At 59.7% G+C, this 14487-nt stretch carries 15 protein-coding genes and 1 pseudogene; 4 read left to right on the top strand and 12 right to left on the bottom strand.

Annotation, left to right across the window (positions count from 1 at the left end; translation table 11 throughout):
* Positions 1–55: 55 nt before the first annotated feature.
* From K1W69_RS23760 to K1W69_RS23785, 6 genes are all read right to left on the bottom strand, one after another.
* A complete protein-coding gene (locus K1W69_RS23760) occupies positions 56–805 on the bottom strand; it encodes a F0F1 ATP synthase subunit A (RefSeq protein WP_220230942.1) in 750 nt (249 codons plus the stop codon).
* 14 nt (positions 806–819) lie between these two features.
* A complete protein-coding gene (locus K1W69_RS23765) occupies positions 820–1230 on the bottom strand; it encodes an AtpZ/AtpI family protein (RefSeq protein WP_220230943.1) in 411 nt (136 codons plus the stop codon).
* Positions 1231–1500: 270 nt separating this feature from the next.
* Positions 1501–2676 carry a cell wall hydrolase gene (locus K1W69_RS23770; protein WP_258571311.1) on the bottom strand — a complete coding sequence of 392 codons (1176 nt, stop codon included), beginning with the start codon at positions 2674–2676 and terminating at the stop codon, positions 1501–1503.
* A 151-nt stretch (positions 2677–2827) separates the two neighbouring features.
* Positions 2828–4240 carry a ribosome biogenesis GTPase Der gene (der, locus tag K1W69_RS23775; RefSeq protein ID WP_220230944.1) on the bottom strand — a complete coding sequence of 471 codons (1413 nt, stop codon included), beginning with the start codon at positions 4238–4240 and terminating at the stop codon, positions 2828–2830.
* A gap of 44 nt (positions 4241–4284) precedes the next feature.
* Positions 4285–4959, bottom strand: a complete 675-nt coding sequence (locus tag K1W69_RS23780; RefSeq protein WP_220230945.1) for a tetratricopeptide repeat protein — start codon at positions 4957–4959, stop codon at positions 4285–4287.
* A gap of 141 nt (positions 4960–5100) precedes the next feature.
* Positions 5101–5679 carry an NnrU family protein gene (locus K1W69_RS23785; protein WP_220230946.1) on the bottom strand — a complete coding sequence of 193 codons (579 nt, stop codon included), beginning with the start codon at positions 5677–5679 and terminating at the stop codon, positions 5101–5103.
* A 101-nt stretch (positions 5680–5780) separates the two neighbouring features.
* On the opposite strand from K1W69_RS23785, the gene K1W69_RS23790 reads away from it, so the two are divergent.
* Positions 5781–6119, top strand: a complete 339-nt coding sequence (locus K1W69_RS23790; RefSeq protein ID WP_220230947.1) for a TraR/DksA family transcriptional regulator — start codon at positions 5781–5783, stop codon at positions 6117–6119.
* A 121-nt stretch (positions 6120–6240) separates the two neighbouring features.
* Positions 6241–7230, top strand: coding sequence for a polysaccharide deacetylase family protein (locus K1W69_RS23795; protein ID WP_220230948.1), 990 nt, complete (start codon positions 6241–6243; stop codon positions 7228–7230).
* Positions 7231–7254: 24 nt separating this feature from the next.
* On the opposite strand, the gene sbmA is transcribed toward K1W69_RS23795, so the two are convergent.
* The 3 genes from sbmA to K1W69_RS23810 all read right to left on the bottom strand — a co-directional run bounded on the left by sbmA (position 7255) and on the right by K1W69_RS23810 (position 10386).
* On the bottom strand, positions 7255–8532 hold the full coding sequence (gene sbmA, locus K1W69_RS23800; protein ID WP_220230949.1) for a peptide antibiotic transporter SbmA: 1278 nt from the start codon (positions 8530–8532) through the stop codon (positions 7255–7257).
* 86 nt (positions 8533–8618) lie between these two features.
* Positions 8619–9821, bottom strand: coding sequence for a YbfB/YjiJ family MFS transporter (locus K1W69_RS23805; RefSeq protein WP_258571312.1), 1203 nt, complete (start codon positions 9819–9821; stop codon positions 8619–8621).
* 103 nt (positions 9822–9924) lie between these two features.
* Positions 9925–10386, bottom strand: coding sequence for a MarR family winged helix-turn-helix transcriptional regulator (locus tag K1W69_RS23810; RefSeq protein ID WP_220230950.1), 462 nt, complete (start codon positions 10384–10386; stop codon positions 9925–9927).
* Between the two features lie 71 nt (positions 10387–10457).
* Here K1W69_RS23810 and K1W69_RS23815 point away from each other — a divergent pair.
* Positions 10458–11144 (top strand): annotated as a pseudogene (locus K1W69_RS23815) (DUF899 family protein).
* A gap of 270 nt (positions 11145–11414) precedes the next feature.
* On the opposite strand, the gene K1W69_RS23820 reads toward K1W69_RS23815, so the two are convergent.
* Positions 11415–11981 carry an NADPH-dependent FMN reductase gene (locus tag K1W69_RS23820; RefSeq protein ID WP_220230951.1) on the bottom strand — a complete coding sequence of 189 codons (567 nt, stop codon included), beginning with the start codon at positions 11979–11981 and terminating at the stop codon, positions 11415–11417.
* A gap of 127 nt (positions 11982–12108) precedes the next feature.
* Here K1W69_RS23820 and K1W69_RS23825 point away from each other — a divergent pair, with 127 nt between their 5' ends.
* The gene (locus K1W69_RS23825; RefSeq protein ID WP_220230952.1) at positions 12109–12567 is read left to right on the top strand and encodes a DUF3237 domain-containing protein; all 459 of its coding nucleotides are present in this window, start codon (positions 12109–12111) and stop codon (positions 12565–12567) included.
* A 36-nt stretch (positions 12568–12603) separates the two neighbouring features.
* Here the strand turns inward: K1W69_RS23825 and K1W69_RS23830 are convergent, their stop codons facing one another.
* Both K1W69_RS23830 and K1W69_RS23835 read right to left on the bottom strand, forming a co-directional pair.
* Complete coding sequence (locus K1W69_RS23830) at positions 12604–13917, bottom strand: TRAP transporter large permease (protein WP_220230953.1); 1314 nt, start codon at positions 13915–13917, stop codon at positions 12604–12606.
* Positions 13914–14399, bottom strand: coding sequence for a TRAP transporter small permease subunit (locus K1W69_RS23835; protein ID WP_370688300.1), 486 nt, complete (start codon positions 14397–14399; stop codon positions 13914–13916). Before K1W69_RS23835 ends, K1W69_RS23830 begins: the two co-directional genes overlap by 4 nt.
* Positions 14400–14487 lie beyond the last annotated feature (88 nt).

Consider the following 14487-nt stretch of genomic DNA (forward strand, 5'->3'; position numbering starts at 1 on the left):
TCCTTCGAATGGGAAATTTGCGGTTGATCCTGGCGACTGTGCGCCGTGTTTTCTCCTAGTGACCCGGGTGCAGGGCGTCGTTGAGGTACATGCAAGTCAGCACCGCAAAGACATAGGCCTGCAGAAAGGCGACCAGAAATTCGAGGCCGGTCAGGGCGATAGTCATCAGGAGCGGCAAGATTGCGCCGCCTATGCCTATCGCTCCAAGCGCGCCGAGCGACGTGACGAAGCCGGCGAAGACCTTGAGGGTGATGTGGCCCGCCAGCATGTTGGCGAACAGACGAACGGAGAGGCTGATCGGGCGCGAGAGAAACGAAATGATCTCGATCGCGACGACCAGAGGCATCAGCACGCCCGGAACGCCGCTCGGAACGAACAGGTTCAGGAAATGCAGCCCGTGTTTCATGAAGCCGTAGACGACCACGGTGCCGATCACCAGCATCGCGAGCGCGAAGGTGACGATGATATGGCTTGTTACGGTGAAGAAGTAGGGGAACATGCCAATCAGGTTGGCCACCAGCACGAACATGAACAGCGAAAAGACCATCGGGAAAAAGCGCATCCCGGCCGTCCCCGCGCCGTCTCTCAACATGGAGGCGACAAACTCGTAGGCCATCTCGGAGACGGATTGCAGCCGACCCGGCACCATGCCCCGGTTCGATGTGGTGAAGAACAGGAATGCGGACGCGCAGGCGACGGTTGCGACCATGAACAGCGAAGAATTGGTGAAGGAAAAATCAAGTCCGCCGACCTCGATCGGAATCAGCGTATTGATCTGGAACTGGTGGATCGGATCGTTTGCCACCGGATGCCTCTTTCTCAGTCGCCGGAATTCGCGCCGGCGTCGTTATTGTCCCCGTCATTTGACCGAAGGACGCGATTTTCTTCAATCACGCCCGCCGAACGCATGACATTCAATACCCCAGCTACGAAACCCAGAAGCAGCAGAATTATCATGCCCCAGGGCGTCGTTCCGGCAAACCTGTCCAACCAGTAGCCCAGAAAGGCGCCGACGAAGATGGCTGCGATGAATTCCGTGGAGAGTTGAAACGCTCGCGCGTAGGGCGCTGTCCCGTTCTTCTCCGCTTCCTTCTTCTCGGCAACCCGGCGTGAAGCAAGTTCCGCTTCCAGCCGTTCACGGCGTCCCTCGAGATCGCTGGTCGACAATTTCCGCTCTTCGCTGCCCGCGCCGGGATCGTTTGATCCGCTGTCTTGCGACGATGTGTTCACTGTGTCGCACTCCAGAAGGCGCCAGGCAACTTCGAACGGGGCCGTCTCGAAGTCGGGCGCAACATAGTTTTACGCCCCCGCCAAGTCAAGGCGGGTCAGCGACCATCCCGCGAACTAAAATTCATATAAATATCATATATTTAAAAGACTTTCGCGATTCTTCCCTGCGGAAGTTCGGAAGAATCGCGCCGCGCTGCAGCACTTTGGCGCATCGCAGGGCGCCAAAGCTGCTCACCGGGAGGTCGTTTTTTAAAGAGATTCGCCGGAAGCCTAGCTCCAGCCGCCGCCATAGGTGCGGTAGAAAACGTGCAGCCCGATCCGGCCGACCTTCTTCATTGTCCGCGCCCATTTTGGTCGCACATAGACGGCGTGATAATGCGTCGCGGAGCCAACCTCCTCCAGCCATATCTTGCCGGCGGTCACGGCCATCGCCACGTCCTTCGCCATTTCCCAATGGGTTTTCGAGCGCACCCTGTCGCGAATGCCGTCACAGGCGAAGGAGAACTGGCAGCGGTTGCGCCAGCGCTTGTTCTGGTAGACGACGCCGCAGGCCGTGTTCGGATAGGCCGGATTGCGCACGCGATTGAGAATCACCTGGGCGACAGCCGCCTGTCCCTTCACCGGTTCGCCGCGGGCCTCGAAATAGATGCCTGACGCAAGGCACTGCTGTTCGCTGTCCGAGAAGACTGTCTCCGGAAGAGCAGTCCCGGCCCAGCTGTGGTCGTGTTTCAGGATGGGCGGCAGGAACCGTCCCTGCTCCTCCTCGGCGTTGAGGATCGAAGCAAAGGGGGAATTGCGGACATAATCGGGTTCCGTCGGCGCATAGGCGGTCGCGAGCACGTCGTATTTGTCGTTATTGACGAGTTCCGCCAGCATGACCGGCATCTTGGCTTTCACGTCATCTTCGACCGGATGGTGGAAGGCCATGGCAATCTCCACCTCCCGGCCCATGATGTCAGGCTTGACGAAGGCCATGTGCGGATTCTGACCGGTTGAAGGCGTGTCGAGAAAGCTGGTCCGCTCGTAAACCGAACCGGCCGTAAAGCTTTTCGGCGGCGATATCGGCGTTGTTGATATGACGCGGCGCATTTTCTGCTTGCGATTGACGCGTTGTTCGTCGGGAAGCGCGTCCGGAGTTCCGTATTTTGTCGCGTTGACGTGGCGTGACGTCTTTTCCGGCTGGATGTCGGCGTTGACGGAACCCGTCGTCACCGGATCGGGAGCTGGAAACACCTCCTGCAACTCGGCGGACGCATCCACCGGACGCATACTCAGATAACTCTGCCAGCGGACCTTGCCGGCATACTGGCCATCCATCGGCGCAATTTCCGAATACGCCAATTGAGATGTCGAGAAGATCACCGCCAGCGCGCCGAACGAAAGAGATACGAACCAGCCGCTGCCATAGGCGGCAAGCTGTCCGATTGCAGCTATTTTGTTACGCAAACCCGTCTCCACAGTACGCAATACGACCCAAATCCCGGTGGAGGATGGTCTATTAACCTTTATGGAGCGTTAATCGGGCGAAATTCATTAAAAACAGTTCGGTTCAATAACTTTTTATTACTATGAGAAAGCTCTGGCGCGGCAGCCGGCGTCAGCGCCGCTTCTTTTTCGGCGCAAAGGGATTGTCGCCCTTGCGATAGGATATGCGAAGCGGAATGCCAGGCAGCTTGAAATCCTGCCGCAGCCCGTTCACCAGATAGCGCGTATAGGATGTCGGCAGCGCTTCCGGGCGCGAACAGGAAATGATGAATCCGGGCGGCCGCGCCTTAATCTGCGTCATGTATTTAAGGCGAATGCGCCGGCCGGATACGGCGGGCGGCGGATGCTGAACCTGCATCGTCTCGAGCCAGCGATTGAGCCTTGCCGTCGATATGCGCGTGTTCCAAAGACGGTGCACGTCTGTGACGGCTTTCATCAACTTGTCCAGTCCCTCGCCTGTCTGGCCGGAAATCGGGACTGCGCGGATGCCCCGCACCTGCGGCAGCAGGCGTTCGGTTTCTTCGTGCAGTTCAGTCAGGGTTTCCTGTCGATCTTCTACCATATCCCACTTGTTGAAGGCTATCACCGGCGCCCTGCCCTCGCGGATCACGAGATCGGCGATCTGCAGGTCCTGCTTTTCGTAAGGGATGGCGGCGTCCAGCACGACCACCACGACTTCCGCAAAGCGGATGGCGCGCAGCGCGTCGGCCACCGACAGTTTCTCGAGCTTCTCCTGAACACGCGCCTTGCGGCGCAGGCCCGCCGTGTCGAACATCTTGATGCGGCGGCCCCGCCAGGTCCATTCAACCGAGATGGAATCGCGCGTAATGCCGGCTTCCGGTCCGGTGAGCAGCCGATCTTCGCCGAGAAACCGGTTGATCAGCGTGCTCTTGCCAGCGTTCGGGCGGCCGACGATGGCGACGCGCAAGGGCTTGCTCTCGTCGTAGACCGGCTCTGCTTCTCCGTCAGCCGCATCCGCAACATCGACATCCGTCTTCGCCTCGGCTTCCTCGCTGGCGAACGCCGCCTCTTCCCCGATCGTCGCGACGATGGCGTCGCGCAGATCCAGCATGCCTTCGCCATGCTCGGCTGAAATCGGGCACGGTTCGCCAAGTCCGAGGCGCCACGCGTCGTAGAGCCCCGCCTCCGCGCCCCGCGCTTCCGCCTTGTTGGCGACAAGCACGACCGGCTTGCCGTGGCGTCTCAGAATGCCGGCGAGCGTTTCGTCCGCGGGCGTAAGGCCAGCCTTCGCGTCAACCAGGAACAGCGCCAGATCGGCTTCCGCAATCGCCGCCTCCGTCTGCGCCCGCATACGCCCTTCGAGCGTGTCCGGTCCGGATTCTTCCAGACCGGCCGTGTCTATGACGTGAAACTTGAGGCCGGCGATGCGCGCCTCGCCTGGTCGCCGGTCGCGGGTTACGCCGGGCGTATCATCGACAAGCGCCAGCTTGCGTCCGACAAGCCGGTTGAAAAGCGTCGACTTGCCGACATTGGGTCGCCCCACAATGGCAACGGTAAAGCTCATAGGTCCATCCGGGACTCAGCACAAAAAGGCCGAGATGTGTTGCGTCAGGTTTGCTTCGTATCATGCCCGGCCGCGGCCATGAGGTCGAGCATGACTTCGGCGCGTTGCCGGACATTGGACGGCGCATCCGTGTCGCCGACGATCAGGGAAAACCATTCGACTGCCTGGGAAAAATTGCCGTTCTTCCATGCTGAAAGACCGAGCGCTTCGCGCGCGGAGTGCCGCATGGGGTTGTCGGCGCCGCTCAGGACCTCGACCTGCGCCGAAACGTCTTCATAAGAACCGTGGTCGACCAGCAGGTAGGCCGCCCTTACGCGCGACACGTCGCGAATGGCCTTCGGAACGTCATTGTCCCGTCCGACATCCACGAATTCTGCGATCGCGCCGCGAAAATCTTCCTTGTCGGCCAGAACGGTCGCTGCGCGCATCCGGGCAAGCACGTCATAGGATCCGTAACCGTCGACCTCCAGTTCGCGAAGCACGCCGAGGGCCTCGTCGAGTTCGCCCTCGTTGGACAGCGTAATTGCCTCCAGGAAGAGATCACCGGATTTCGACGCCTGGCTTTTGCTCCAGTATTCGTAGCCGCGAAACCCCGCGGTCGCCAGCACGATCAAAATTGCAAGTCCGATCAGATATTTGCCGAACCGCTGCCAGATGCTCTTCATCCGGTCGGAACGGAGCTCTTCATCGACTTCGCGGAAAAAACTGTCGTCTGACATCTGCAATACCGGCGCGCCGGCCCTCAAATCTGTGCGATCCGCTCAAGCAGAGCGATCGGGTTAGCCGCGCCTTTTATCCGATTTTACCGCTGATGTAAGGGGGGCAGACGCAAATTGAGCGGCTATCTCGGTGTCCTGGTCTCAGGCGTGGACCGGAACGCCGATCAGCCAGTAATGCAGTTTCCAAATGAAAAGCCCATAGACGACCACGCCGACGATGACGGCGATGACGTCATTGCGCACCGGTCCCGGTTCTGTCGGCTGCGTTATACCGGCCTTCAGCCGACGCTTTTCCGAGATCCTGTCCGCCACGGCCCAGACGAGGAAAGATCCAAAGAGCAGCAACGACGCGAGGTCGCCATTGGCCAGAAGATGCGCCAGCGCCCAGATCTTCACCGACAGCAGCATGGGGTGCTTCAGCGCCGGTTTCAGCTTTCCTGCCGGAACGGAGGAAACAGCAAGCGAAATGAAAGCGAACAGCATCAGCAATTCGGTGATGTAGCGCATCCAAAGCGGCGGATCATAGATGATCGGTCCGTATCGCGCGATCGAGAACCCCCAGATGATGAGGATCAACCCGGCAAGGGATACCAGCGTGTAGAGGCCTTTCCAGGCGTTGTCGCCACGGCTTTCCATAAATCGCTGACGGAAGTCGGGGGCGACAATCCGCACCGAATGCGCGCCTAAAAACAGAATTAGCCCGATGATGAGCCAGAACATGGTTTTCCCCTCTGCTTGCCAGCGTCTTGCGTTTGGCTGAACGGCTGGTTGGCGTACGCTCGCAACTTGCCCGAAGTTCGCGAACGACATAGCATTTAAAGATGGCGATTGACATCGACATTGCAAGACGGCGCCTTGCCGCACGAAAGGCCGAACTGGAAGAGATGTCGGAGCTCTCCGAAGGCGCCCGCGCCACCGTTACGCTCGACCAGCAGGCGGTCGGGCGCCTGTCACGCATGGACTCCATGCAGCAGCAGGCCATGGCGCAGGCCCAGGAACGTCAAAGACAACGCGACCTTCTGCGGATCGAGATGGCGGAGCGCCGGCTGAAAGACGGCGACTACGGCTATTGCGTGGAGTGCGACGCGGAAATCGTCGACGGGCGCCTCGCCATAGATCCGATGGCCGAGAAATGCGTGCGCTGCGCCTCTGCGCGATAAGCTTACATTACAGTCAATGTGATTTTAACTTTGCCGCTGTAAGCTTTAGTGACTGTGTGAACGAACCGAATCACGCTAACCGCTTGGCGTTTCCCTATCACGATCCGGATATTGCACTTTCATGAAGCGCGTTCCCAGTATTGTTCTCGGCGGCCTTCTCGCCGCATCCGTTCCGCTCCTGGCGGCCACCCACTCCGCCGAAAACCCGAAGCAACTCGTCATCATTTCCTTCGACGGCGCGCATGACAACGCGCTTTGGGACAAGAGCCGGACGATCGCGGAGAAATCCGGCGCGCGTTTCACCTATTTCCTTTCGTGCACATTCCTCATGACCCGTGAAGACGGCAGGTCCTACCATCCGCCTCACCACCGCGCCGGAAAGTCGAATGTCGGCTTCGCGTCTTCGCATGAAGACGTGCGCCAGCGTCTTGGCCACATCTGGAAAGCGCGCCGGGAGGGCCACGAAATCGCCAGCCATGGCTGCGGCCATTTCGATGGCAAGGACTGGAGTGCGCGCGACTGGAATCAGGAGTTTGCAGCCTTCTCACAGGCGCTTAAGGACGCCTGGGCGCGCAATGGCGACGGTGAAAGCGAGCCGAAAGGCTGGCGCGAATTCGCAAGCACGGGGATCAAGGGCTTTCGGGCCCCCTATCTCTCCACTAGCGGCAATCTTTATGCGGCGCTCAACGCCTCCGGCTTTGCCTATGACGCCAGCGGCGTTTCGCGCGGCCCGGTTATGCCTGGCAGAAACGGCGCGGTCACGACCTTCGACCTGCCGCTCATTCCCGAAGGCCCGGGAAACAGGCGCATCATCGCGATGGACTACAATCTGTTCGTGCGCCATTCCGGCGGCTTCGAGAACGCCAAGAACACCGAACAGTTCGAGGCGCGCAGCTTTGAGGCTTTCCGGCGCGCCTTCGACGAACAATATAATGGCGAGCGTCGTCCGCTACAGATCGGTTTCCACTTCGTGGAGATGAACGGCGGCGCCTACTGGCGGGCGATGGAGCGTTTCGCCACGGAAACCTGCGCCATGCCCGACGTCGCCTGCGTCACCTACAGCACCGCGATGCGCATGCTGCAGGAAAACGCAGAGGATGGCGGGGCGTAGTCAAACCACGCCCCTTTACATGCCTTATCGAGCAGGTTGCTGCGGAGCAAACTCGTCCGGCGCCAGATCGTCCGGTCCAATGACGGATTCAAACGCCATAAGCCGTTTGTGGACGGACATGAGTTCCACGATCGTGGACCAGGAATTGATCAGGAACTGGAACGAGCTTTCTACCCGACCGAAGGCTCGAATGATCTGCTGCATGACGCCAAGGGTGATTGCGCCAGAGATGATTGTTGGCCCCAAGGCGATGTAGGGGATCAGATTGCCGAACTGCAGGTAGAATATCCTGACCAGATTAAAATAGACGTAGTGGAAATAGAGCCTGAAATAGCTGTGTCTGACATTGTCGAACAGTTCCTTGACGGTTAGCGGCTGCGCACGATCCTCGTGATCTTCCCCGAAAACCAGTTCCTTTCGGTATGCCGCTTCCGTTAACTGAATATTGAACTGCAAGCCGGGAAGTTTAATTCCAGCTACTGCGACCAATGCGGTGCCGAAAACCGACCAGATGATGACGACGAATACCAGGCCTTGGCTTACTTCACCTATGATCGGCAGCTCCGTTACCTGGGCTGAGAGTCCCCACAGCAGTGGAAGGAATGCAATCAACGTCATAAGTGAATCGACAAAACTCAATCCCAATCCCTCGGTGATCGACGCAAAGCGTTGTGTGTCTTCCTGCACACGCTGGGAAGCGCCCTCGATACGACGCAGCTTGGGCCAGTGTCGCATGTAGTAATCGTTCATCGCGTTGCGCCATCGAAACACGTAGTGGCTTACGAAGAATCGGAAGATGGTCGCGACAAAAACATAGACCATCGCAATCTGCAGGAACGTGAAGATCGTCCAGTAATATTCCTCGCCGGTCACAGAATTCGGCGCGCCTAGCGCCTTTTGTATCAGATTGTAGAAGTCGCCGAACCACTCATTGATCATCACGTCGAGCTGAACGAGGAACCAGTTGACGAAAATAATCACCGCTGATCCGGCAACGGACCAGCGTTGCCATCTGTGCGGCGAATACCAGAACCAGAATCCGCAAAACAATAGGATTGTGATTATAAAGTACTGATAGAAATAGAAGTTTTCCGCGTATGTCTGCGCGGACTGCAATGCTCCGGAGATCTCGGCGTTTGCTTCCGTGGGAAGGTCTGGGAACCCCATTCCGAACAAGGGTCCAAGGCTGAGGCTATCGCCCAGGTCGCGGAATAGGAAAAACCATGCGCAAACACACAACAACGACCATACCGCGAATGACGCGAAGTACAGCTTTGGCTGGGGAAAGAAAGATTTGAACACGGCTTGTTCTCTCGGTTATGGGCGACCGCCCCGGCCGGGGCGGCGATTGGTTGAACCCTGCGCTGTTCGGAAGCCGGGCGTCATGGTCATGTTCCTGTCCTGTACGCCCTGGTCAGCATCGCGAAAACTGCGGAGACGACAAGCGCAAACGCCGCCGCCAAGCTGCCGTGCACGAAACTTCCCGTGATGTCGGCGAGGTATCCTGCGATCAACGGACCGATGATCTGGCCAATCCCGAAGGAGGCGGTCATGACGGCGAACGCGCGGCGCGGCGCTTCCGGCGCAAAGATGCGGCCGATCTGCAACCCGTAGGCGGTGACGGCGACGAATGTCGCGCCAAGTAGCGCTCCACCGACAACAGGACCGTACGGCGGCGGAACGATGACGCTTGCGGCGACCCCAACCGCCTCGACGAGGCATCCGGCAATAAAAGTAATGACGAGCCCCATCTTTCGTCTCACGGGCGCCCACAGGAACACCGACGGTATCGCCGCCAGTCCGGTGACGAGCCACACAGGGCCTTCCAGCCACGCATGTTCGGAACTGCCGCGGACGATCGCAACCAGAAATGTCGCCGTCACGATATAGCCGATCCCGAACAGGCCGTATGCGATGGTGATCATGGTGAAGGCCGGGTTCCAGCGCAGCGATGGTTCGCGCGCAGGCGCGCCTGCAGACTGCGCCGGCGCCGTATGCAGGAGGCTGACCGCGATGATCGAACCCACACCGGCCATGGCGGCGGACGCATACCAGCCGGCGCGCCATTCGTGATCCATGCCGCTGAGGATGATCAACAGCACCGCCGAAGCGACGAGCCCGATGCCAACGCCCCCGAAATGCAACGCTTGGAGGTCGGTGCGTTTGGCGACTTCAAGATGGCTGAAGAGGATGGTTGACCCGAACACCATCGCAAAGGCGCTCGCGACACCGGCGAGAAACCGGATGGCGCCCAGCGCGACGATGGACGTGAATTGCGGCAACAGCGCCAGAAGCAGCGTCGTCGACGCCAGAGACAGAAAAAAGACCAGGCGCTCTCGCGAGGACGCCCAACCAAATCCGGCCAGCACTGCGCCGACGAGGTAGCCCACATAATTGGCGGAAGCGATGGTGCCGGCCTGGGAGAACGACAGACCCAGTCCCTCCATGAGGTCCGGCAGCAGCGGCGTATAGACGAAGCGGCCAATGCCCATGGCGACCGCCATCGCCATCATGCCCCCAAGGGCAAGCTTCAGAGGCGACTGCGGGAACAATTGCGACGGCTGCGCCGGATCGCTGCTGGCGTAGTTCATGCCGCAGCTATTGCACCGGGAAACAACAGGCGCAAGCGCAAATACCTTACGATTTTGTCATAATGCTCGCCATCTTGAGAGGGGCGCCCTGCGATCTTTCAGTCTAGTCCTGCAGCGCTTCGGTGATGCGGTCGATCGCCGCCGGCAGTTTCTCCCCATCCGTCTGGGCGATCAGGGCGTCAACCTCCGCATGCGTATCACGCCAGATGGGCGTTGCTTCATCAAGCAGTTCCCTGCCCTCCTCCGTCAACCTTAGCCTGCGGCTGCGCCTGTCTTCAGGATCCTGGCTCACCGCGACGAGACCGCGCCGCTCCAGCGCCTTGAGCGCGGCTGTCAGCGTCGTCCTGTCCATCGCCAACAGTAAAGCGACGGAGCCCATGGTCGGCGGCTCTGGCCGGTTGATGGCGTTCAGCAGCGAGAACTGGCCGTTGGTCAGACCGAGAGGCCGGAACGCCTCGTCGAAATGACGCGCAAGCACGCGAGCAACCCTCTGGGTTTTCAAACAAAGACAATGGTCGCGGATGTGGCGCGTCGTTGCGAATTTTTCGAAATCCGATTTTGACATGCCTTTATTGTGTTGATATCAACATTATAGTCAAGCCGTTCTCCCGGTCTGACCTTTCGAAGGAATTCTCCATAAACAGCCATACGCCTCTTACCGCTGCAAAGGTGCTTGCGTCCCGCGACAAGGCCCGTTTTCCAAACGAGAGCCAGACCCGCAACGCCCTGCTGGCAGACTAGATCGAACTGCGGCGACAAATCGAACGCGTAGCCGCAAAGCGGCGCCAACTTCCGCCAGGCGGCGCAGTGACCACGGATTATCACTTTGTCGGCGAAGCAGGCCAGGCATCCCTTTCCGATCTTTTTGGCGAGAAGGATACGCTGGTCGTCTACAGCTACATGTTCGGCCCGCAACGCAAGAATCCTTGCCCCATGTGCACATCATCGATGACGTCGCTCGATGCAAAACAGCGGGATTTCGAGCAGAACATCGCCCTCATCATGGTGGCGCGATCCCCGATTGAACGCCTTGTAGAGGAAAAGAATGCGCGCGGCTGGAAACAGCTCAAGATCTACTCCGACATGAGCGGCGCCTATACGCGCGATTACGTCAGCGCCGAAAATGGCGATATTGCGGGCTACACGGTCTTCACCAGGCGCGACGGAACGATCCGTTATTTCCGGAGCCAGGAGGTTGGCGCGGGCATGGCCGACACCGGACAGGATCCGCACGGCGCGCCTGATATCGATCCGCTATGGACGATCCTTGATACAACGCCAGACGGCCGTGCTCGGACCTGGTATCCGAATCTGAGATACTGAGCGCCGACTGCCGGTCGATCCAGAGGGACAGCGCCTCGTAGTGCCCGGTCGCTCCCACCCGCGCTGAAAACACCATGAGCCCGGCAAGCAGGAGCAAGGTCGGAAAATGAATGGTGTCGACGATTTGATCGTCGCTCAGCGCGCCGGCCACAACCAGTAGAACCGCCGCGATCATGGCGATCACCGAACGGTCGACGCGCAATCCGGGAATGCGGCCCACCGCCATCCCGAGATAAGTCAGGCAAAAAAGGATAACGACAAATGTCGTCATCAAGAGCTTGCGCCGGAAGCCGTCGGTCCAAGCGACGCCGCAAAGCCGGCGAGGAAATCCCGCAGATTCTCGCGGGTGTCCTCATCGATCAGATTTCCGTCATCGTCAAACAGGTTTTTCGCGCGCGAGACCAAAAGACGGCCTTCCAGCCAGGGCTTCGTTCGCAGTGTACGCAACACGGGCAGCCAGTGGTTCTGGGAGAGAATCGTGCCGAAACCTCCCGGCGTCGCCCCGATCACCGCGACCGGCTTGCCCTTGAAATAACCGAGACCATCGCCGCGCGACATCCAGTCGAGCGCGTTCTTGAACACGCCCGGCACGCCGTTATTGTATTCGGGCGTCACAAGCAGCAGGGCATCGGCGCTCTTCAGATCCGCCTGCAGGCTCTGCACGGTTTCCGGCAGGCCGTTGGCGGCCTCCTCGTCGGCGTCATAAAGCGGAACGCCGCGAATGGACCCCGCCTTGACCGTGACGCCGTCCGGCGCGACGCCAACGGCGGCGCGCAGCAGTCCTGTGTTGAAGGATGCGCGGCGCAGGCTGCCAGACAGTCCCAAAATCGTCGTCATCGTTCTGCCTCTCCATTCTGTTTCGTCAATCTCATCTTATCGAATATCATGCGACGCGCGAGGCCCTTTCGTTTTTGCGAATTGGCATGTTTATTAAAGGTGAGGATTCGTCTGGAGGGACAACAAGATGCAACAACCCGAACTGCGACATGTCTGCGAAATCGTGGCGGAACTCGCGACCCCGATCGAAAACGGAGAAGGGCCGGGCGGCCGGTGGCGAATCATCCCGATCGTCGGCGGTGAAGTGCGCGGCGAACGGATTTCGGGACGAGTGCTCAATCTCGGCGCCGACTGGCAGACGGTCTTCGACGTCGGATACGCCGAACTCGACACGCGTTACGCCATCGAAACCCATGACGGCGCGCTGATCGACATCCGCAATTTCGGCTACCGGCACGGCCCGCCTGAAGTCTTGAAGAGACTGGCCGCCGGAGAGGACGTCGATCCCTCTGAATACTACATGCGGACCCTGCCGCGCCTGAGCAGCGGCGACCCGCGCTACGCCTGGATCAACCGCACCGTCTTCATCGGCACGGGAGCGCGGCGCGCCTCTAGTGTGGTGATACAGGTCTACGAAGTGTTGTAGGCCTCGGCCGCACGGTCCACTTATTCCTAAACTCGCTCACAACCGCGCCAGCCAGGTCGCAATGGAAGGAAATGCGATCAGGATGGCGACGCACACAAGCATCGCCAGCACAAACGGAAAGGCGCCGCGAAAAACTTCGCCCACCTGCAGATCCGGATCGTCCATCGCCGATTTGATGATGTAGACGGAAATGCCAAAGGGCGGCGTCAGCAAGCCGATCTCGACCGAAACCACGGTAAGAACGCCGAACCAGATCAGGTCGAATCCGGCGGCTTCCGCAACCGGCAGAGCGATAGGCAGCAGGATGAGCATGATCGAGATCGAGTCGATCAGGCACCCAAGCGCGACGATCAAGAGCAGGTAAAGGATCAGGAATCCATACGGGCCGATTGGACCGGTCAGCAGCAATTCGGCCAGGCTGCGCGGCACGCCGGAAAGCGCCAGCATGCGGCTGAAGAAGGTTGCGGCGAGGATCAGGAAAAGCACCGAAACAGTGATCTGGCCGGTTTCGACCAGCAGGTTCCAGAACGTTTTCGCATTCAGCGACCGTCTCGCAATCGCCACGACCAGCGCGCCGAAGGCGCCCGCCGCTCCTGCCTCGGTCGGATTGAGAAACCCGCCATAGAGACCGCCGAGCACCACCAGCATCAAGGCGACGATCGGCACGGACTTGCGAAGCATGGTCAGACTGGACATGTCCGTGTAGTCGGCCGTGTCGTCCGTTGAATCGAAGACGAAACTCTTCCTGGTGCGGGCCAGCAGAATGATGGTAATGGAAAAGATCAGCGCCAGAAGGATCCCCGGACCGACGCCGGCGAGAAACATTCGGCCGACCGATTCCTCCGCCAGCACCGCATAGACGATCATCAACAGGGACGGCGGGATCAGCATGCCCAGCACCGAGGAGCCGGCGACGACGCCGGTCGCGAATTTCTTGGTGTAGCCGTGACGTTTCATTTCCGGCACGGCGACGCGGCTAAAGACGGTGGCCGAAGCAATGGAAATGCCGGTGATCGAAGCAAAGACGGCGTTGGCGAACACGGTGGCGATGCCGAGTCCTGCGGTGACCCGCCTCAATAACCGCTCGAAGACGTCGAACGTATCCTTGCCAACCCCCGAAACAGTGACGAGCAGCCCCATCAGAACAAACAGCGGCACCACCGCGAACAGATATTCGCGCAAGGAATCGTTGGCGACCGCGCCCAGCATGCGCAGCGAGATCAGATCGCTGCGGATTGCGGCGACGCCGACGAAGGAAACAAACAGCATCCCGATACCGATCGGCATGCCGAGATAAATCAACACGATAAGACCGACGATTGCCGCCGCGCCGATTTCGACCGGACTCATGATGTCTTCCTGCCGGACAGAGCGCTCCGGAGATCAACTGCTGCGCGTAAGAGAAATTCGATGGCCGCCACGGTCATGCCGAGCAGGATCAGCGCCCGAAACGGCCAGACCTCCAGCGTTGCGATGCCCTGGACGCCGATATATTCGCCGGACGACCAGTCCTTCTGGAGAATACGGATGCTCGCCCAGGCGACGCCGCCAATCATGCCTGCCCCTACGAGATTGAAAAGAGCCGAGAGCAACGAGCCGGCGATCGGGTGGTTTTGCCTGAAGCCGCTGTAGAAGAACTCGGTTCGCGCCAGACGGTCCGCCCGGATCGTCGTCGCCAGTTGCAGGGCGACGATCATCACCAGAAGAAGCGCGCCGAGTTCGGAGATGAGCGGGAGAGACGATCCCATGCCGTTGCGCACGACGATGTCGGCGCAGATGATGGTCATCAACACCAGTATCAGCGCTGTTCCCAGGGCGGCGAGCCCGTCCACGAAGACTTGCCAGATCCGGCCTGCGGCTCCCCCGGGGAGCCCCCGCTCTTCGGGGACTCCTGATTGTTCGTCATTCGGCGCCATGCTG

This window comes from Flavimaribacter sediminis, assembly GCF_019492055.1.
In the GTDB taxonomy this organism is placed as follows: Bacteria; Pseudomonadota; Alphaproteobacteria; order Rhizobiales; family Rhizobiaceae; genus Flavimaribacter; species Flavimaribacter sediminis.

Excerpts from the sequence above, each read along its gene's own strand:
- K1W69_RS23790 (WP_220230947.1), top strand. The coding sequence starts at position 5,781 with ATGGCGATTGACATCGACATTGCAAGACGGCGCCTTGCCGCACGAAAG.
- K1W69_RS23795 (WP_220230948.1), top strand. The coding sequence starts at position 6,241 with ATGAAGCGCGTTCCCAGTATTGTTCTCGGCGGCCTTCTCGCCGCATCC.
- K1W69_RS23810 (WP_220230950.1), bottom strand. The coding sequence starts at position 10,386 with ATGTCAAAATCGGATTTCGAAAAATTCGCAACGACGCGCCACATCCGC.
- der (WP_220230944.1), bottom strand. The coding sequence starts at position 4,240 with ATGAGCTTTACCGTTGCCATTGTGGGGCGACCCAATGTCGGCAAGTCG.
- K1W69_RS23785 (WP_220230946.1), bottom strand. The coding sequence starts at position 5,679 with ATGTTCTGGCTCATCATCGGGCTAATTCTGTTTTTAGGCGCGCATTCG.
- K1W69_RS23805 (WP_258571312.1), bottom strand. The coding sequence starts at position 9,821 with ATGAACTACGCCAGCAGCGATCCGGCGCAGCCGTCGCAATTGTTCCCG.
- K1W69_RS23825 (WP_220230952.1), top strand. The coding sequence starts at position 12,109 with ATGCAACAACCCGAACTGCGACATGTCTGCGAAATCGTGGCGGAACTC.
- K1W69_RS23780 (WP_220230945.1), bottom strand. The coding sequence starts at position 4,959 with ATGTCAGACGACAGTTTTTTCCGCGAAGTCGATGAAGAGCTCCGTTCC.
- K1W69_RS23830 (WP_220230953.1), bottom strand. The coding sequence starts at position 13,917 with ATGAGTCCGGTCGAAATCGGCGCGGCGGCAATCGTCGGTCTTATCGTG.
- K1W69_RS23820 (WP_220230951.1), bottom strand. The coding sequence starts at position 11,981 with ATGACGACGATTTTGGGACTGTCTGGCAGCCTGCGCCGCGCATCCTTC.